The organism is Streptococcus sp. HMSC071D03 (assembly GCF_001812125.1).
Classification (GTDB): Bacteria; Bacillota; Bacilli; order Lactobacillales; family Streptococcaceae; genus Streptococcus; species Streptococcus pseudopneumoniae_N.
On record NZ_KV807817.1, the window covers coordinates 2,178 to 21,914 of the forward strand.

Annotated in this window: 17 protein-coding genes and 3 pseudogenes; 7 read left to right on the plus strand and 13 right to left on the minus strand. The window is 36.0% G+C overall.

The genetic code is table 11. The features are described from left to right. Together HMPREF2837_RS09775 and HMPREF2837_RS09785 are read right to left on the minus strand one after the other, a co-directional pair. The coding region (locus HMPREF2837_RS09775) for a peptidylprolyl isomerase (protein WP_075230905.1) at positions 1 to 436 on the minus strand (436 nt) is incomplete at its 3' end. A gap of 326 nt (positions 437 to 762) precedes the next feature. Further along, positions 763 to 1,500, minus strand: a pseudogene (locus tag HMPREF2837_RS09785) (ATP-binding cassette domain-containing protein); the annotation flags it as partial. Between HMPREF2837_RS09785 and HMPREF2837_RS09790 the strand changes: the two are divergent. After that, a pseudogene (locus HMPREF2837_RS09790) lies at positions 1,495 to 1,830 on the plus strand (IS30 family transposase); the annotation flags it as partial. The pseudogenes HMPREF2837_RS09785 and HMPREF2837_RS09790 sit on opposite strands and share 6 nt — an antisense overlap. Before the next feature lie 122 nt (positions 1,831 to 1,952). Here the strand turns inward: HMPREF2837_RS09790 and HMPREF2837_RS09795 are convergent. After that, positions 1,953 to 2,309 (minus strand): hypothetical protein, encoded by a 357-nt coding sequence (locus HMPREF2837_RS09795; protein WP_007521713.1) that lies wholly within the window; start codon positions 2,307 to 2,309, stop codon positions 1,953 to 1,955. An 866-nt stretch (positions 2,310 to 3,175) separates the two neighbouring features. Here HMPREF2837_RS09795 and HMPREF2837_RS09800 point away from each other — a divergent pair. From HMPREF2837_RS09800 to HMPREF2837_RS09815, 4 genes are all read left to right on the plus strand, one after another. Then, positions 3,176 to 4,186 (plus strand): site-specific integrase, encoded by a 1,011-nt coding sequence (locus tag HMPREF2837_RS09800; RefSeq protein WP_007521711.1) that lies wholly within the window; start codon positions 3,176 to 3,178, stop codon positions 4,184 to 4,186. A gap of 329 nt (positions 4,187 to 4,515) precedes the next feature. Beyond that, positions 4,516 to 5,877, plus strand: coding sequence for a hypothetical protein (locus HMPREF2837_RS09805; RefSeq protein ID WP_007521710.1), 1,362 nt, complete (start codon positions 4,516 to 4,518; stop codon positions 5,875 to 5,877). Positions 5,878 to 6,136: 259 nt separating this feature from the next. Continuing rightward, positions 6,137 to 6,331 carry a DUF3173 domain-containing protein gene (locus HMPREF2837_RS09810; protein WP_049473220.1) on the plus strand — a complete coding sequence of 65 codons (195 nt, stop codon included), beginning with the start codon at positions 6,137 to 6,139 and terminating at the stop codon, positions 6,329 to 6,331. Then, positions 6,331 to 7,569, plus strand: a complete 1,239-nt coding sequence (locus tag HMPREF2837_RS09815) for a tyrosine-type recombinase/integrase (RefSeq protein WP_007521706.1) — start codon at positions 6,331 to 6,333, stop codon at positions 7,567 to 7,569. The genes HMPREF2837_RS09810 and HMPREF2837_RS09815 overlap by 1 nt, the downstream gene beginning before the upstream one ends. A 178-nt stretch (positions 7,570 to 7,747) precedes the next feature. Here HMPREF2837_RS09815 and HMPREF2837_RS09820 read toward each other — a convergent pair whose 3' ends face one another. The 10 genes and pseudogenes from HMPREF2837_RS09820 to rpsO form a co-directional block, all read right to left on the minus strand. Then, complete coding sequence (locus HMPREF2837_RS09820) at positions 7,748 to 7,927, minus strand: hypothetical protein (RefSeq protein ID WP_049549684.1); 180 nt, start codon at positions 7,925 to 7,927, stop codon at positions 7,748 to 7,750. Between the two features lie 66 nt (positions 7,928 to 7,993). Then, a complete protein-coding gene (locus HMPREF2837_RS09825; protein WP_049549683.1) occupies positions 7,994 to 9,559 on the minus strand; it encodes a hypothetical protein in 1,566 nt (521 codons plus the stop codon). Between the two features lie 175 nt (positions 9,560 to 9,734). After that, positions 9,735 to 9,938, minus strand: a complete 204-nt coding sequence (locus HMPREF2837_RS09830) for a hypothetical protein (protein ID WP_075230906.1) — start codon at positions 9,936 to 9,938, stop codon at positions 9,735 to 9,737. Positions 9,939 to 10,112: 174 nt separating this feature from the next. Continuing rightward, the gene (locus HMPREF2837_RS09835) at positions 10,113 to 11,456 is read right to left on the minus strand and encodes a DEAD/DEAH box helicase (RefSeq protein ID WP_075230907.1); all 1,344 of its coding nucleotides are present in this window, start codon (positions 11,454 to 11,456) and stop codon (positions 10,113 to 10,115) included. Positions 11,457 to 11,621: 165 nt separating this feature from the next. Beyond that, on the minus strand, positions 11,622 to 12,317 hold the full coding sequence (locus HMPREF2837_RS09840; protein ID WP_075230908.1) for an alpha/beta hydrolase-fold protein: 696 nt from the start codon (positions 12,315 to 12,317) through the stop codon (positions 11,622 to 11,624). Then, positions 12,298 to 13,308 (minus strand): annotated as a pseudogene (locus HMPREF2837_RS09845) (ABC transporter substrate-binding protein). The gene HMPREF2837_RS09840 and the pseudogene HMPREF2837_RS09845 overlap by 20 nt, the downstream one beginning before the upstream one ends. Before the next feature lie 22 nt (positions 13,309 to 13,330). Continuing rightward, positions 13,331 to 14,086 (minus strand): ABC transporter ATP-binding protein, encoded by a 756-nt coding sequence (locus HMPREF2837_RS09850; protein ID WP_075230909.1) that lies wholly within the window; start codon positions 14,084 to 14,086, stop codon positions 13,331 to 13,333. 1 nt (position 14,087) lies between these two features. Further along, positions 14,088 to 15,134, minus strand: coding sequence for a FecCD family ABC transporter permease (locus HMPREF2837_RS09855; protein ID WP_075230910.1), 1,047 nt, complete (start codon positions 15,132 to 15,134; stop codon positions 14,088 to 14,090). 162 nt (positions 15,135 to 15,296) lie between these two features. Then, on the minus strand, positions 15,297 to 15,908 hold the full coding sequence (locus tag HMPREF2837_RS09860) for a CadD family cadmium resistance transporter (RefSeq protein WP_075230911.1): 612 nt from the start codon (positions 15,906 to 15,908) through the stop codon (positions 15,297 to 15,299). Between the two features lie 477 nt (positions 15,909 to 16,385). Then, positions 16,386 to 16,655 carry a 30S ribosomal protein S15 gene (rpsO, locus tag HMPREF2837_RS09865; RefSeq protein ID WP_001018251.1) on the minus strand — a complete coding sequence of 90 codons (270 nt, stop codon included), beginning with the start codon at positions 16,653 to 16,655 and terminating at the stop codon, positions 16,386 to 16,388. Between the two features lie 205 nt (positions 16,656 to 16,860). On the opposite strand from rpsO, the gene HMPREF2837_RS09870 reads away from it, so the two are divergent. Next, entirely contained in the window at positions 16,861 to 17,235 is a 375-nt protein-coding gene (locus tag HMPREF2837_RS09870; protein ID WP_075230912.1) for a hypothetical protein, read from the plus strand. 318 nt (positions 17,236 to 17,553) lie between these two features. Beyond that, positions 17,554 to 19,497 (plus strand): threonine--tRNA ligase, encoded by a 1,944-nt coding sequence (thrS, locus tag HMPREF2837_RS09875; protein WP_075230913.1) that lies wholly within the window; start codon positions 17,554 to 17,556, stop codon positions 19,495 to 19,497. Positions 19,498 to 19,737 lie beyond the last annotated feature (240 nt).

Sequence of the window (19,737 nt, forward strand, 5' to 3'; positions counted from 1 at the left end):
ATACATAGGTTACATTATAAGAGACCATGGCAATGGCTTGATTCGTAGTCTGATTGACAAAGATATCAGCTTTTTCAAAATGATAATCCAAAATATAGTCCTTATACACTTGGTTCATGGCATCGTTTTGACTTGTCAATTCTTGAGAATAAGCTGATTCAGTCATATAAGGTTGAATGCGTGTATTATTTTCTCCGAGCTTTTCTTTCGTATAGTACTGTGTCAAAAATTCTTTTACAGTATCCGATGACAAAATTCTGGCTTTATCTTCTGCTTGTTTGTCCTCTACAAGTTTAGCTGCAGTCAATTCGATTTCTTTGCGACTTTGTTTAGCAGTGGAATGTTGACCAACAGTATATCCCATCATGAGAATAAAGCTAGTTGCGGCTACTGCTCCAACACTAATTAAGGCTTTAGTTTTGACTTTATTTAACATCTTAGACCTTCTTTCTATAAAAACTAGGTCAAGCATACCAGATAAATCTTGAAAAAGTATCACAATAGAAAAAGGACTCTACATTGAAAAAAGATCCTTAATTTTTTATAATACTATCAAATAATTGTCTCAAATTCACCGAGCTTACCACGGGAAAAACGAGGCCTGAGTAAAACAAGCGCACGGTATTTATACCCCCAAAAAAACCGAAATGTGTTGAAAGCGTATGATCAGTTTTATCATGACTAGATAATAGATGATGAAAATCAGGAATAGCCAAAATCTTATTCTTATGAAAACTCTTTTGAACTTGTGAAAAACTTATGTTAGTCATGTTTTAGAACTCTTTTCACGACAACCAACTCCCTATCCTTGATTTCCCAAATCTGATCAAAGCGTGATAGCATCTTTTCTTGACGGTGAAGTGTAAGGACGACAGCACTTGATAAGCTAAGTACCTTGTCTAATTCCTTTTGAAATTGGCTGGCATCCAAAGCAGAAAAAGGCTCATCCATGATAATTAGCGGACTATGACGATTTTTCTCCCGATTGAGATACATGTGCTGTTGCTGACCACCTGACAGGGACTGGGGTGGTATCTTTTCAAACTTTTCATCCCTAAAATTAGCCTCAAAAGTCTTGAAAATAGTGACATTATTTTCATAAGATGAGATAAAGGTGTGCTCCTGTTGCAAAATCATACCAAATTTTCCCCAGAGTTGATGAACAGGGAGATGATCAAGTGAGATTTCACCTTGAAAATCTCGGTCAGTCCCGTTTAAAATATTGAGCAGACTACTCTTTCCAGAACCATTTTCGCCGATGAGGGCAATCTTGTCCCCCTTGCGAATTTCAACGTGGGGAATAGTCAAGCTAGACTCCCCCAGTCGCTTGGTGATATGGTTTAGCATCAGGGTCTCGAAAGACATCTGAGGTGCCTGAACAGCGGACGGACGGCTGACAATTGCTTGAAAACTTTGCACCACAGGTTTGACCGACTCCAGCATTTGCAAGTCGTATAGGATTTCCTGAATTGGCTCCGAAAAAGCAGTGATATAGCCAAAGCCATGTTTTCAGCTATCGAACAACTTTGTAGGCTATTTCCAAAAGAGGCTCTTAAAACCTTCACTTCAGACAGGGGAAAAGAGTTTGCCTGCTATCCTCTGGTGGAGAACTTAGGAATTTCCTTTTTCTTTGCGGACGCCTATTCATCCTGGCAGAGAGGAAGCAATGAAAACGCAAATGGCTTACCAAGAGAATATTTCCCAAAGAAAACAGATTTAGCCACTATCTCTGATGAGGCTTTGAACAAGGCCTTATATGATATCAATCACCGACCACGAAAATGTTTAGCTTACAGAACTGCTTGTGAAGCTCTAGAGGATGAGTTCAAGTATATGTTGCACTTATTCTTGCAATTTATCATTTATAAAAATATGTACTTTTCATTTATTAATCTACTATATTTTATCACAAAAACACACTGAGATACTCATCCCAGTGTGTTTATTTCATTTTAGGATAACTTCATCAGTAAACTTAAAGATTGATCATTTGTGAGTTCTGAAAGTAATAAAATTAATCTTTCATATCCAAGTTCTTTCTTCTGCTTGATTAAAGAATTCATAATCGCCACCAAATCCTCTGGCGTAAAACTTCTTAAGTAAAGTGTAACGTAACTTCTTTTTTTATTAGAATACAAGCTAACATGAATTGCATTATGTTCTTTTTGTCTAATTTTCATTTCTCCTGCAGACTCCCTAATATAGAACTCATACACTGTCTTTTTAGGATAGCAATCAAATGTGTTTTCGAATTCTCGACGATTTTTATAGAGAATATGACTAATGATGGTATAATTTTTAAGAAACATAGTTGTTTCCTCCTTAAATGTTATTATAATTAGAGTATGCCATTTTTTTATAATAATAAAAATAAAAGTTTTAAAAAAGATAAATGTATTGTTTTGCTTATTGAATCTTTTGTAGACTTATTTCTTTCTCACATTCCCCATTTTTTTGTGCTTCTAATTATCTGTGTGTTTAGCGTTGACAGAAACGTATGTGTAAGTCACGCTAAACACTCAGTCCGAAATAAAACCGTATAACACAAAAAAGAAAAAATTTGTTTTTTAGAAGTATCAATTTATGGCATACTATAGATATCTAAAGATTGATTAAGTAGAGACGTAACTAAATAGCTACGTTTTTTTTAATATTTAAAAGGAGGTAGCTATCGTGGAAATAGCAGGTTTAAGCTGAGTTAAGAAAGAACCAATTTTTGTATTTCACTAACTAAAAAAATAAATGTATAGATAATAAAAGTAATGTCAATAGCAGTAAAAAAATTTTTTGATCATAACAAAGGAAAGTATAAAAGTATAAGAACGAAAGTAAATAATAAAAGTCTAAAAATAGAATACAAAAAACTAGCTTAACTCAGTTGCTAAATTCAAAGCATTTAAACCTGAAAAAGAGTAAAAAGAAAAAACAACAGATTTTTATCTGTAAGGTGGAACTCTACATTTTATTTGAATTGAGTCAACTTGTCATGTTGTAAAATGGCCTGGTTATCTTCTTAGCCATAAATTAAGAAGCGCCCTCAGCACAGGGAAGATACTACATCAGTGAATATAAGCTTAAGTCACTGCACTACTTCAACTTGAATTAAAAAAGACCTTAAGAATTTTCTTAAGACCTTCTTTAAAAGCACATTATCTATAATAGAAAGGAAAGAACTATGGCAAAGAAGAGACGTAGTCGTGCTGATCGACGAAAAGCCAAAGAGAAAGCTAAGAAACAACAGATGGGTTCTCTAACTACTTTCGAAGGCCGTAAACAATTCGTCCAATCAAAAGGACTAACTAATCTAGTCACGCGCTTTAAAAAAGGAAAGGGTATCAAGCGAAATGAATCCAAAAAAACGGGAGAGGACATTCATTTAATCCATACCGACCGAACTCTTCATAACTACGCTGGTTCCTGGAGCCGATTTGCTTCCTTTGTTGCTACAACAGCTACTGCCGAAGAGTTAGAAGCTCTTGATAAATCTAACGATAAAGAGGGATGGATTGACTTGGTAAATCAATATTTAGAACATTGTAAAAAATCAGGGCTTTCTGCTCCTACTCAGTCAACCTATAAAGCAGCATTGGCGAAAGTTTTAGGAATATCTTCTACTGCTTTTATTGCAACAGATATTCGATATCGAGCCAACAAAAAAAATAATCGCTTAAAATCTAATGACGATAGAATGTCTGAAGAAACGAATAATCGATGGTTTTCAATCGTATCTGCCACTGGACTACGAAAAAATGAGCTAAAAGCAATTACTGGTGACTCACTCTACCAACGTGAGGATGGCCGATATTATCTTAAAATCATTGGTAAAAAGCATAAAACAAAAGGAGCTAGAGATCGTTGGGTTCCGATTATCACACGAGACAAAGAAGAATTAGAGAGGCTTGTTGAGGAGTTTAAGCTAGCTGGTAAAAAGCGTGTGTTTCAAGTTCCATCTGCTTTAAAACCTCATAAATATCGTGCTGAATACGCAAAACGTCTTTATCTTCTTGTCGCGAGAGATCCCAAAGATATCAAAGATAAAAAAGAAAAAATTTTTCTAAGAGGAGAATTAAGGGGAGTCGTCCTGGATCGAAAGGCCAGCTTAATTGTATCGCGTGCTCTCGGACACAATCGACCAGAAGAATTTCAAAAATCGTATGCATATAAGTTAATCGCACAAGCAAACTAATAAACTTACTTTGTAATGTTTTAAGTGTATCAAATCTAAAATCATTTTTTTCACATCTTTATTCTTAATCTAAATGAAAAATAAAGTAGATAAGAACCTACTTCTTTCTTCAAACCATTATCACTACGCGTTTTTCAAACAATCAAACATTAAGTTCTTTTGTTTTAAAAAAATTTTTTTCATTTTTTCATTATTTTTTTTGAAAAAAAAAGGGTTTTTGAACAAGTTCCTGGCATACTAAAGAATAGGGGGTATAAAAAGAAAAAATTTTTAATCTTACCCCAAACAACATACTTTATCAAAATACTATGTGAAAGGAATTTAATCGAATGGCTAGAAGAAAATTAACACAGGAAGAAGAACAAAAACGTTTAGAAGTAAAAATTGAGAATGAAAAAAAGATACTAGAGGCTTTCTCATCAATGCCTTGTTTTGCTGGAATAGATAAATGTAAATTATCCCTACAGGATTTTTCTTTAGAGTGTAAAGAAATAAAGAATTTAAAATATGATAGTACTTGTAACTTAAAGACATCTATAGATGGAAAGTTGCTTAGTTTAGATATTAAATCAGAATTTTTCGGGAAAATCACTATTTCTTTTGATGAATCAAATTTTAAAACATCGTACTGTTACATTGAATTAATTCATGGGGGGTTAAATATCGAAACGGCTGGTATTGAGGGGATTAAAAGTAGATTAGCAAACGCAATCGATTTTATTAAAAATAATTACGGTATTTTGATTACTTACTCGACTGCCCTCTTTCTCGAAATGGAACTTGCTTATACAATTGCCTTTGATAAAACTCCAAACTTACAGCTCAGAAGTTTTCTACACAAATGTCTTTCATCAGGATACCCTCCAAATTTTGGAAATGAGAAAAGTAAAAAGAACAACTATGACTATCCAATTTTGAGTTGTAAGATTAGTAATGAAGAATTAACCGTTACTTACGATAAAATTGAAAAAGCAAAAAGAAAAGGACAAATCAGAAGAAATGGTTCAAAACTAGATAATATTAATGTCCAAAGATTTGAACTAGTATTAAAGAAAAATAAAATTAAAAAATTTTTGGGAACCAATTCTTTAGATTTACTGAATGATGCACAATTGATAGAATATTTGGAAACAAAACTTCATTCAACAATAAATGTGTACATAAAGTTAATTGAAGAATCAAGTGCAAAAACTAAAAAAGTGATTCAAGATGTTTATAACAAATACGGTCCTAAAAGTTATATTAAAGAACTTTTAAATCAAGTAAATAATCATTCTCTTAGATTTTTGTCTCCTTTGGTGTTAGACGAAGAAATTATAGCATTGTCGAATATTGCTCCTTTCAAAAATAAAGGTAGAACCAAAAGAACAATAATAGACTCCTTCCAAAATAGTGAAAAAAAATATTTTGAAAAAAACGAGACCGGATTAATGATTACTTGGCACGTTCGAGATATATTTAAACTATTTTATGAATCACTAGAAGTTGCTAAAGAAAAAGGTTTAGGATGTCATAAAGATGCTAAGTCGACTCATACATTTAAGCATGTTTTAAAAGATTATTCATTAGATTATAGAAATAAAATTTTAAATAAAACTATAAGATCTAATACTCGAAATCAAAAGAATAAAATTAGAAACCATGTTTTAAAAGAATTCCCTGATGTAGATTTAGATATTAATAAAAAATAAAGCAAATTAAATAATAATTTTTTTACATTTATGGCTGTAAACCTTGATACAACAACAAACATGTATTTATATGTACACAGTTTTCGTTTGATTATTTGAGAAAGGAAATAGATATGTGTGAATTTTTTAGAACAAAAAAGAGCTTGTTTCTAAACTTTGGCCGGTATCAGAAACAAACTCAAAAAATAACAGTAATAATATCTATTACCTTTTTCTATTATCGCAATAAAATTTAGAAAATTCAAGAGGATTATTAATTATGAAACAAACAATGAATAAAGAGGATTTGATTAATATGGGTTACAATCCCTATACTGCGGTTTCAATCATTAGACAAGCTAAGCAAATTATGGTACAAAAGGGGTATGCCTTTTATAATAATAGACGTTTAGGGCACGTCCCAATCAGTGCTGTTGAAGAAATTCTGGGTGTTTCACTTCACGAGGAGGGATAATGCCACAATATCAACAGAAAACAAAATTTCCTGGAGTATATTCTGATAAAGACGGAAAATATTTTCTTCAAACCGAATTTGGTCGAGATAGAGTTACTGGGAAACGTGTACGAAAGAAATCTAGGGTAGATCAGCATGGAAAACCATTTAAATCGGCCTCAGATGCTTATAAAGAATTAACTCGCCTGAAACATGAATATCATCAATCTCAAGGTTATTCTAACTACCGTATGAAATATCGGCAATTTATGGAAGACCATTATATTCCATACTATAGAACAACAGTTGAGCACAGTACATTTTCAGTGCGAGAGAAAAATCTTTTACAGCTTTGTGATCGTTTTGGTGACACCATGCTTCGTTCGATAACCCTTGAACAAGTTCAGATGTTTCGCACGTGGTTACTGACTAGTCAAGATGAGGATGGTGCCGGATATTCACAAGGATATGCTAGCCTCATCTTTGGCATGTTTAGGAAATCATTGGACTATGCTTTGCAAATGGGATATGTGGAAAAAAACATTTCTAAGCAATCTAATGCAATTCCTAAAGGAAAAAGTAATGTCCCATATTGGACTAAGAGCGAATTTGAAGCTGTTATTTCGAAAATTTACATTGAAGATGTATATGAACATTTAAACTTCGTGATGATTTGGGTATATTTCATGACTGGCGTACGTGTAAATGAAGGTTGTGCCCTTCAATGGAATGATGTTGACTTTGATAAGCAACGCCTACGAGTTCATCATATGCTTATTGTTAAAAACAAAAAAGAATGGACACGTAATTCCTATTCGAAAACTAAAGACGGAAGAAGGATGATTAGTTTAGATAAAGATACTATTGATGTGTTAAAAAAATGGCGTGAAGCTCAAAAAAAGATTGGACTAGGACACGAGAACGATTTTATCTTTTCATACGATGGCTTACCTATGTTGAAATCTACAATCTCAAGGATTATTAAAAGGTACGCCAAGATTGCTCACGTAAAGCCTATCCAAGCGAAAGGTCTCAGGCACAGCCATGCATCGCTGCTAATTAATGAATTAAATGCTGATGTACTTATTCTATCAAAACGTTTAGGACACTCTTCTCCTGAAATCACCTTGAAACACTACTCGCATCTATGGGATGGCGCTGATGAAGCTATCACTAATGAAATGGTCGGAATTATTAATGTTTCTTTCCCATCTTCTAGCTTAGTACATTTCAACGGGAATCAATCAATTTCAAAATAACATTCCCACCAAAAACCCCACCAAAAAACAATTAACACCTTAAAAAGCCTGTTCTATAAAGCTTTTTGAGGCGACTGCAACCATTGAGTGGGAGTAGAGTAAATAAGTTAAAAAAGCCTAGAAATCAATGTTTCTAAGGCTTTTTGTTTTACTTTGGCAACATTTTACAACGAAAAAACTATTTTTCACTATCTAAACCCAATATCCTTTTAACATTTTTGGTACTTTCTATATACATACCTTTCTTAGACTCACTAACAATTCTGACATAATCACTATCATCTTCATCTAATTCGTAAACTCGGTATAAATCATTTTTATACTCAAATTCACAACTTAACTCTTTGTTCTGATTCATATCAACCTCATTAAACCATGTTCTTATTTATATATTTATTATAAAACTTCCTACTTTTTTAGCAAATTAATCGGATTTTAGATTTATTTTTCCTTTCACCATATCTGGTGTAAACTTCGATGTTATTTCATATTCAATTGTTCTAGGAATATTTTTAAATAATAGTTTAGAAGGAAATGCCATTGAAGTGTTATGTTTCAAATACTCAATATCAAATCTTAAAATATCAGATTCTGGTTTATCAAAATATCTGTATATAAATATATCGTTTAATGAATCTTTATAATAGTTTTTTTGGCTTTCATAACTAGATGTTCTATTATATGTTAGAAGTGGAGAAACATTTATTTCTTCTGACCGTAATAAGGGTTGCTGAGGATAATCATATGCGCAAACAGTATCAGTTTCTTCAATTTTAAATAGCATTTCTTCTATTTTAATTTCCTGTATCTCCTCTATTATATTTTCTCCTGGATACAATAAGTCATGTTGTTTCAAAAGACAACCTTTAGGTACAATTAGTTTAATATCAATATCTTCATCATATGTCTTACCTGTATTAGAAACCATTAACTCTATACATTCAATGTTATCCATGAATGTAAAATATTCTGTGTATTCATTGAATGATTTTATTTCCCAGTATAATTTTTTTAATAAAGAAAATCGGTTCCTTTCTTCATCGGTTCCAATATACGAAGGCGCACTTTTTCCGAAAGGCGTTGGCATTTGAAATTTATGTTTCTTCAAATTTCCTAAACACCAGAAATTCTCATGTAGTTTGATTTCCTCTTTGATTGCAAAATCGTTTGTGAGTTTTTTAAAATCATCACTAATAGTCACATCATCAGCTATTTTAGACAGAAAATTAACGTTATCTTCTTCATTTAGAGAAAGAGTTAACTTTTTAGTATTATTATCTACTTTAGTTGGAACCTCAGAAATAACAGTTTTATTTAATTCTTCAATATGGTCAATAATTTTCTTGTAGTTTTCATTTAAAAATTTTGACTCTAGTAAATTAAATTTTATAGGAACAGAACATTCGTCGGAAGATGTATTCTTATCTCTTATCGTTAAAAGAGGTTTTAATTGTTCATTTTGAAAAGTTTCTTTTTCATTAACTAAATTTAAAAAATATAATGTTAAATGATTTGTAAACTGACGTTTAAATTCACTTTTGTCCTTAACTGTAAAAAATATTCCTCTATCCTTATATCTTTCTTTGAAATTTTTTACAGCAGTAAATTGCTCCTCATTTATTTCTGAAGGAGTTATAGGAATATCTAGAAAATACATAAAAACTTGTTTTTTTGCTAATAACATCTCCTCAATTTCTTCTTCCGTTCCAGAACCATACCTATCTGTTGCAGTACCAAATCTTGTCCAAAATATAGCAACAGCTGCATCACAGTCCCTAACAATTTGCTTATTTAATAATTCCTGTGGTTTATCACCCGACTCAGGAAAACTATCCGTTGACCAATGCTTGACTGATACTTGTATATTATTCAAACTACCATAAAGTTTATTAAAATTATCAACAGCTTCTTTAATTAACTCAAGATAATCATTAACATCTCCGGGGCAAGAAATCAATAAATCGTAAACAGTCACTCCTTTTCTTGGCATCAATGCATCCTCCAATAACTTAATACAATATTACATAGTTTTATGTTTTGTATTAGATATACTTCTAAACAAAAACTGAAAATTTGACCTATTATAATTATAAATTAAAATAACAGTAAAATCAATTCATTTACTGTTATATAATTAGTTAGAAAAATAGAATTCACTTATCTATTTACCGCAATTTAATGCTATGCTGATTACCATTAAATCTACTCTTTCTGATATTATTATCACGCACCACTACTTTTCCAGTACTCAATTCTGACCCGATGATCAATATATGAAAGAGAGGAGCGAGACCGCTACAGATATATATCAAATAAGCAATAACATTTATTTCACCAATCCCAGCAATAAAATCTTTAAAATCTTTCATTTAACTTCTCCTACAATCTACTTTTAATTTAAGTATATTATAAACTTCAGAAAATTAAAAGAATGTTCAGATTAAATTATCATTTCCACAATATCATATACTAATGAATTCTGACAATCCTGGTGTTGAACTATAAAAAAACAGTAAAACCGACTTGGTTCTACTGTCTTATTTTTAAAATGTTTGGCGTTTGGCTTTTCGCTCTGCACGTCCGCGAGCACGACCTTCTACTCGCTTGGTTTTACGGCGTTTTTCATCGACGGCCCACTGGATTTTTTTCTTATAACCTGGTTTGACTTTTTTCTTTTTCTTTTTAACCAAGCCAATCATTTCGATGTCCAGTTTTTCCTGTTTCTTCTCACGATTAGCACGGCGGTCACGGTCATAAGTATCTTGGAACTCTCCATCTTTAACCATCTTAGGAGTAAACTTGATTCCTAGTTTTTCCAACTCACGAATATCTGAGTCGTCACTAGGCTGGTAAAGGGTAATGGCTGTACCTGGCAGACCATTACGTCCAGTTCGTCCAACACGGTGAACAAAGAAGGACAAGTCTTGAGGAATGGCATCGTTAATAACATGGCTGACACCTTCAATATCAATCCCACGCGCAGCCAGGTCAGTTGCTACAATATATTCAAAATCAAGATTTTTTACCTGATTCATGATCCGTTTGCGTTCACGAGGAGCAATATCCCCATGGATCTTTGCCACCTTCAAACCTTGGGCTGTTAAGTATGTATGCAATTCATCTGCCCGCGTCTTAGTATTGACAAAAATCATGGCTAGATAAGGTTGCATGACTTGAGTCAATTCATAAATCTGGGCATTCTTATCACGACCTTTAGTCGAAATCAACCAGTTATCAATGGTATCTGAGATAACTGTTTTGGTCTTGATTTTTTCCATAACTGGATTAGACAAGTATTTTTTCAAGAATGGTTGAAGTTTTTGTGGGATAGTCGCTGAAAAGACCATAAACTGCAAATCTTTTGGAAGACTTCCTGCAATCTTATCAACCGTCTCTAGGAATCCCATATCCAAGGTCATGTCAGCTTCATCGACTACAAAGGTCTTAGCCTTGTGGATAGCCAAATCGCCTGATTTTACCAAATCATAGATACGACCTGGAGTTCCGATTACGATATGTGGTTGATTACTTGCTAATTTGTCAATCTGACGGGCCTTGTCTGTACCACCAACATAGTTAACAACACGAATCTCAACATCTGAATGTGATGCGATCTGACGAGCTGCTTGATAAATCTGTGTTGCTAACTCACGACTTGGAGCTGTGATAACTGCCTGCACGCTGTCGCTCTCTTCATCCAACTGTTGGAAAATTGGAAGCAAGAAGGTATGAGTTTTCCCTGAACCTGTTTTTGATTCACCAACCAAGTCACGACCTGCCAAGACAATGGGAATCAACTTATCCTGCACCTCTGTAGGAGTCGTAAACTTCAACTCCTCCAAAGCTTCTTCTATATATTTTTTAAACTTAAATTTCGTAAATGACATAATATCCTCGATTCTATCTATCTACTCATTATACCACATTTTGATGCATTACAGTTAAACTTTCGATTTAGATAAACCCACGGAAATTTCAGTAAATTCAAAATCTACCCGAATAAAGACAAGAAAAATACTCTCTGTCCATCCTAAACAAAGAGTATTAGATTTTCACGTAAGCTTCCACTCTTCTCTCAGCCAATCACAAAAATGATGATAGCGTTGCTCAAGAGCTTCATGATGCCCATAAGCATCAAAAGTAGAATAAGTTGAGGGAACTGCTTCTGAAATCAGATCATGAATGTTTCTAGCAAAAATAGGAGCCTTAGACAGACGGTTGGAATGATTAGCACCTTCTGTCTGACCATTTTGTAGATAAATAAGGCTTTGGCTCTGCATCAAGTCATGTTCCCTGCAAAAATCTGTAAAGTCTGGATACCAGAAGGAACCACAGATAGAAAAGATACAGGTCGCAGGAAGATAACTACTATAGAGACTATAGACAGCAGCAAGCCCACCCAGTGAATAGCCACCATAGGCAATTCGACTTTCATCAATCAAGTAGTCCTTTTGCAGAGTTGCTAGAATCTCTTGAAAGAGCTTCTGATGGTATGCATCTACCTTCCCACCAAAATCTGGGGCCCCTTCTTTCAAAGACTTAGACTGCCAGGGTGTAAAGTCATCGAGACGATTTTCTGGAATCAAGCCCACCAAAATCACAGATTGGGATAGGTCTGACAAATAGTCCAATTGTCCATCATTTAAAAGTACAACTGGGTAGGCTTGTTTAGAGTCATAGGTTGAAGGAAGGCTGACCCTTACCTGAATCCCTTCCCAGTTAAACTCCTTATTTCTTGATAAAGTCATTGATCTTTTCAAGGGAATCAATCACTGCAGGACCGTAATCCATCAACTCATCGTAAGAGATAGTCATGATTTTTTGATTCTTGATTGCTGGTACATTTTCCAAAACAGCATTTGCCTTCATCAAATCCACTGCTTTTTCATCTAACTTTTGATTGCGGTCACTAGTTACATAGATAATCAACTCTGGATCCATTGATACTAAGTTTTCCAAGGTCAAACCAGATGTTCCTGTTGCGACATTTGTGTAACCAAGTTGGTTGAGCAAGCTTTCCTGAAGGGCTGACTTGTAAGCACCAAAGGTTTCGTCATTATAAGCAACCATAATCAAAGCTTTTTTCTTTTCACCCTGTGTTTCTGGGTTAGCTTTTTTAACCGCATCGATTTTAGCTTGTAATTGCTCTGCGTATTGGTTAGCCTTGTCTTGGACATTGAAAATGGTACCAAGATTCTTCACATCTTCTACGATATTGCCCAAATCCTGTTGGATAGTTGAAAGTGAAGCTTTTTACGTATAAACAGGTATTTTATTTTCATTCCAAGCACTGATAGTTCCCATCGACTTTTCAGAAAACATCATGTTGCGGCCCATCAAGGCATCTGGTTCATAAGAAAGAACTGTTTCTTGTGAGACTGATTTTTTATCACCAATATGAGGGATGGCTTCAATTGCTTCCTTGTATTTACCAGTTACGGCATTATCAGGATTGAGCATACCGGCAATTTTATCCTTCAAACCGAGTTCAAGTAGGATTTCAGTTGTTGAAAGGTTGTTGGTGATGACCTTTTCAGGTGTCTTTTCAAAGACTTGTTCGACTTCATTTCCTTTAGCGTCATAAGTTTTGATGGTTACAGGATAGCTGGTTTCTGTACTAGCCTTTTGACTTGTCTCTGTGCTTGATTGTGTGGTAGCTTTTTCTGTTGCACTATTTCCACAAGCTGCTAAAGTTAAGGTAGCTACTGTTAGGAGCAATATACTAAGTGATTTTTTCATGTTTTGTTTTCCTTTTCATTTTTTATAAATAGTGAATCATGGCCTGCTGATCTTCTGTCCAAGTAATCTGACTTTGGACGTCATAGACAGCTCGCAAAGACTCGGGTGTGATGGTCTCTTTTGGAGTCCCTTGGTAAACAATCTCTCCTTCTTTCATTAGGTAGAGATAGTCTGAATAGCGACAAGCTAGCTGAATATCATGTAATACTGCTAGTACATTGATATTGAGATGTTTGACAATGGTTAACAAGTCTAGCTGGTACTTGATATCTAAATGATTGGTTGGTTCGTCTAAGAGCAGGAGAGTCGGTTCTTGTGCCAAGGCACGTGCCAACAAAACCCGCTGCTTCTCTCCTCCTGACAAAGAAGAGTAGAGGCGATTTCTCTTTTCGAGCATATCTACCTTGACCAGAGCATTCTCAACCAGAGCAAAATCACTGTCTTTTTCCTTTTGTAAGAAAGAGAGATGGGGTGTTCTGCCCAGCATGACAATTTCCTCAACCGTACAATCAAATTGTAACTGATTAAACTGTGTGACGACTGCCATCTGCTTTGCCGTTTCCTTGACGCTCAATTGTTCCAGTGGCTTTCCATCTAGAGAAATCAAGCCCTGATCAGGCTTTTCCTGTCGATAGAGGAGTTTCAACAAGCTAGTCTTCCCACTGCCATTTGGTCCTAAAATAGTATGAAATTGGTTGCCCTCAAGTTTAAGTGAGATTCCTTTAAGAATTTTTTTCTCTCCGATTCCAAAGTGAATATCCTGACACATTAAGTCCATATCAGACCCTCACCTCCCTTCGTCTACTTCCAACCATGTAGATAAAGAAAGGTGCACCTACTAAGGCTGTGAAGATACCAATCGGAAGTTCAGCATTCTGAATCAAGACACGGGCAAGAACATCTGCCCAAACGACAAAGAGGGCACCTAGTAAAGTAGCTATCGGAAATAGCCTTCTGTAATTTGTCCCAACCAAACTTCGGGCTAGATGAGGTGTGATAAGGCCAACAAAACCAATAATCCCACAGGTCGATACCAAGATTGCTGTCATTATAGCCACAATCGTCACATAGAGATACCAGTAAAAACGCAAGGGAATTCCCAAGGTCAAAGCCGCCTCATCTCCCATCATCATGGCATTAAAAACACGATATTGGGTAGAGAAAAATAAGAAAGCTATTCCTACTACTACTGTTGGCAAAGTTAAGTGAGCCCAGGAGGTCCCCGCTAAGGAACCCATGGTCCAAAACTTGATGGTCATAACGCTATCAGCATTGGCACCAATAGAGATAATAAAGTTTGAAAAAGCCAAAAATAGTGCATTCACGACCGTTCCTGATAAGATTAAGCTAGAAGTTGTCATTCTGCCTTGCATGGATGCGATGAGTAGAACTGCAACTGTTGCCACAAGCGCTCCAAGGAAAGAACCTAGACCAATCAAAACTTTAAATCCAAGAATAATACTCAAAGTTGCTCCAAAGGTTGCCCCAGCTGAAATTCCTAACACATAGGGCTCTGCGATTGGATTGTTAACTGTTGACTGCATAACGCTACCACACATGGAAAGGCCTGCACCAACTATCAAACCAAGAAAAACCCGTGGTAATCTCATATTCCAAACAATAGCAAGTGTAGACTTCGAAAGGTCTCCTATATCCAGAGGGGCCCCCATCTTACTCAAAATAATCCGATAAGTATCACTCAAGCTAATTTGAACTGAACCCATAGAAACAGCCAAAAATAGAGAAACTCCCAAAGTTCCGAGCAACAGAGATAGGAGAAAAACATATCGCAGGTTTTGATGGCTTCCAGAAGATTTGGAAAGCATGAAACCCTCCTTTAACAAAAATTAAAATTTTAGACAATTTTCATAATTAGTATACCACATTTCTAAATCAGGAACAAGACTAGAAAAAATCACACAAAAAAGCCCTCTGAAGTCAGAGAGCTGATTTGAGCTCGGGCTAAAATCCTAGTGAAACAAAAAAATCTACACGATCAGAAAAGTCTCTATCGTGCCATTTTCATACATGATGTATAGTCCAAGTAGAATGAATACTAAGGGCACAATGATTCGCTCGTATTTTTCAATTGTCTCGAATATTAACGGAATAGAGGATAACACCCGACTAACCTCGCATAAGATAATTATGCCGATTACAAACACAAGCAAGGCCACGAGGGTCTGTGACCAATCTAACGAAGCAAAATAAGGTATATAGATACCTAAATTATCTCCGCCAGACGCAATTGTCAGCAATGTAACTGTCCAAAACAGTTGATTTGCCTTGCTTTGTTCTAATCTTTCAATAATTTCTTCCTCTTCTTCCTCACCTTCTCCAACAATTGCAAAGCGAATCCCTAAATAGATAGGGATTAAACCAAGCAATCCAACCATCCATTCTTCAGGCACGAAATTAACGACATAAGCAGCAACTAAACTCGCCCCTACAAGTAAGCCTGTGCCTAGATATTGCCCCGCATAAATATGCCATTTTTGTTTATTCTGTGATAGCTGTGCAAATAAAATAATTAAAATAACTAAATAATCGATACTGGTGGAAATATAAACACCAATAGCAGATATGATTGTCTGTCCCATAAAAAAACCTCCTGTATTAGTCAGTAATAAATCAGCAGATTTTAGGAAAGCACAGACACATTAATTTAGCTGTCGCTAGTGGGTAATGTCGAACATAGGAAAGCATTTTACTCCTCCTCAAAACGTAGTTACAAAGTAATTTCTAACTGAAATTCGGTGACTACTTCCATGTAAAGTATAACATACTATACTTTACTTCGTAAAGTGTCGGCTCTCCGAAGGGGCTTGCAGACAGCTACTCGGCTTTTCAAGCCGAGTAGCCACGCACCTTTATGGTATAATTAGCTGATACCATTTGAGGTTTTTGTAGTCTCCAAAATTGTGACCTATAAAACCTCAATAAAAAAGCCCTCTGAAAATCAGAGAACTCCAGTCTTGCTGGATAAACCGTTTATAGACTAGGCGACGAGGCGAAGATTGTACTAATGGTACATCGAGCCGAAGCCAACGAAGTATAGAAACGATTTAGACGCAAGATTAGCGACGAAGTCCTAGAGAGTTAATCAACTCACGGTAACGGTTAACGTCGTTTTTACGCAAGTATGCAAGCAAGTTACGACGGCGACCGATTTTCTTCATCAATCCACGGTAAGTAGCGTGGTCTTTTTTGTGTTGTTTGATGTGTTCGTTAAGGTGGTTGATTTCCCAAGTAAGGACAGCAACTTGAACCTCTACTGAACCTGTATCACCTTCGTGACGTGCATATTGTGCAATGATTTCATTTTTTTTCTCTTTTGAGATTGCCATGATGTTTCTCCTTTTTATTTGGCTTCATCCGAGTGACAGGTTGGCATGCCTGTAACCAAGAAGAAGTTATTTGTCTTTACGACAATTTCTATTCTACCAATAACTAAGTTCTTTGTCAACTGATTTACTATCCATACCACAAATATGCTATAATAGTTATAGAAAGGATATCTAAGTAGACAGCTTGAAAAGTGAGGTGATTACCATGCGTAAATTCTCGCAATATCTCCCCTACTATCTGGTCATATTTTTCTTTTATTGGCCACTTTACGAGTTGTTATTATGGACTATTACTGAAAACTATATCTTGAAGGAGCTCACCATCGGCAACGTTATTATCTTCTCTCCACTGGTGACTTTCATAGTATCACTATTCTACTCTTATCGTTTCAAATTCTCATTTTGGTGGTTAATTGGAGTTGGCTTGCTCTTTTGCTTTACCATCATTACTTTCGGAGAATTTATCCTTCTCTACTTCCTAGCCTATGAAATCTTTGCCCTCGCGGGTATGGCTGTCGGTGCCGCTATTAAGAATCTAGTGCAAAAACTGAAAAGGAAAAAACTTTCACAAAATCCTTGAAAAATCTCACAATCATGCTATAATAATGCATAGAGACAAGTCGCTTAGAATCTTTCTACCAGAGAGTGCGTGGTTGCTGAGAACGCATAGGAAGTCTGAGCTGATACTACTCTACTGACTTTTATGAAAACATAAAACGGTGGCCACGTTAGAGCCAATCAGAGGTGTCCCTCTTTTTTGAGGAACATAAATGAAGGTGGAACCACGTTGCGACGTCCTTTTTAGGATGTCGCTTTTTGTTTTTCTTGATTTAAGACTGCAAAATAGGGAAACACTTCTGCTATAGAAATAATTGATAACTAATATAAGGAGAAAATCATGATTCAAATTACTTTCCCAGATGGCGCTGTTCGTGAATTCGAATCTGGCGTTACAACTTTTGAAATTGCTCAATCCATCAGCAATTCCCTAGCTAAAAAAGCTCTTGCTGGTAAATTTAACGGCAAACTCATCGATACTACTCGTGCTATCACTGAAGACGGTAGCATCGAAATCGTGACACCTGATCACGAAGATGCCCTTCCAATCTTGCGTCACTCAGCAGCCCACTTGTTTGCACAAGCAGCTCGTCGTCTCTTCCCAGATATTCACTTGGGCGTTGGTCCAGCCATTGAAGATGGTTTCTACTACGATACAGACAACCAAGCTGGTCAAATCTCTAACGAAGACCTTCCTCGTATCGAAAAAGAAATGCAAAAAATCGTTAAGGAAAACTTCCCATCTATTCGTGAGGAAGTGACTAAAGATGAAGCGCGTGAAATTTTCAAAAACGATCCATACAAGTTAGAATTGATCGAAGAACACTCAGAAGACGAAGGTGGTTTGACTATCTATCGTCAAGGTGAATATGTAGACCTTTGCCGTGGCCCTCACGTCCCATCAACAGGCCGCATCCAAATCTTCCACCTTCTCAACGTAGCTGGTGCTTACTGGCGTGGAAATAGCGACAACGCTATGATGCAACGGATCTATGGTACAGCTTGGTTCGACAAGAAAGACTTGAAAAACTACCTTCAAATGCGTGAAGAAGCCAAAGAACGTGACCACCGTAAACTTGGTAAAGAATTGGATCTCTTTATGATTTCTCAAGAAGTTGGTCAAGGTCTTCCATTCTGGTTGCCAAATGGTGCCACTATCCGTCGTGAATTGGAACGCTACATCGTCGACAAGGAAATCGCTGCTGGTTACCAACACGTCTACACTCCACCAATTGCCTCAGTAGAACTTTACAAGACTTCTGGGCACTGGGATCACTACCGTGAAGATATGTTCCCTACTATGGATATGGGAGACGGGGAAGAATTCGTTCTTCGTCCAATGAACTGTCCTCACCATATCGAAGTCTTTAAACACCACGTTCACTCTTACCGTGAATTGCCAATCCGTATTGCTGAAATCGGTATGATGCACCGCTATGAAAAATCTGGTGCTCTCACAGGGCTTCAACGTGTACGTGAAATGTCACTTAATGACGGTCACACTTTCGTAACACCTGAACAAATTAAAGATGAGTTCCAACGTACGCTTCAATTGATTATCGATGTTTACGAAGATTTCAACTTGACTGACTATCGTTTCCGTTTATCATATCGTGATCCTCAAGATACTCACAAATATTTTGATAATGATGAAATGTGGGAAAATGCTCAACGTATGTTGAAATCAGCTATGGATGACATGGGACTTGACTACTTTGAAGCTGAAGGGGAAGCAGCCTTCTACGGACCAAAATTGGATATCCAAGTTAAGACAGCTCTTGGAAAAGAAGAAACCCTCTCTACTATCCAGCTTGACTTCTTGCTCCCAGAACGCTTCGACCTTAAATATATCGGAGCTGATGGTGAAGAACACCGTCCAGTTATGATTCACCGTGGGGTTATCTCAACTATGGAACGCTTCACAGCTATCTTGATTGAGAACTACAAAGGTGCCTTCCCAACATGGCTAGCACCACACCAAGTAACCCTTATCCCAGTTTCTAACGAGAAACATGTGGACTACGCTTGGGAAGTGGCTAAGAAGCTCCGTGACCGTGGTGTCCGTGCAGACGTGGATGAGCGCAATGAAAAAATGCAGTTCAAGATCCGTGCATCACAAACTAGCAAGATTCCTTACCAATTGATCGTTGGTGACAAGGAAATGGAAGATGGAACTGTCAACGTTCGTCGCTATGGACAAAAAGAAACAAACACTGTGTCAGTAGATGAGTTTGTAGCAACTATCCTAGCTGATATCGCCAACAAATCACGAGTTGAAAAATAAACGATAAAACCTGGAATAAAAGTTCCAGCTAAATAAAGAAGCAACAACTATTTCAGTTGTTGCTTTTTCTATTTTGTTTAACCTGAGCTAGTAGTGATTGGTCAAACCACCACAAATAGTATCCTCATCAACAATCCTTTCTATCCATTAACTTTTGGATATAGGATATCCTCCCAAGATTTGCTTCCATGAGTTAGATAAGTTCAATATCCTCAATCCTTGTCTGCCTCATTTTCTTTT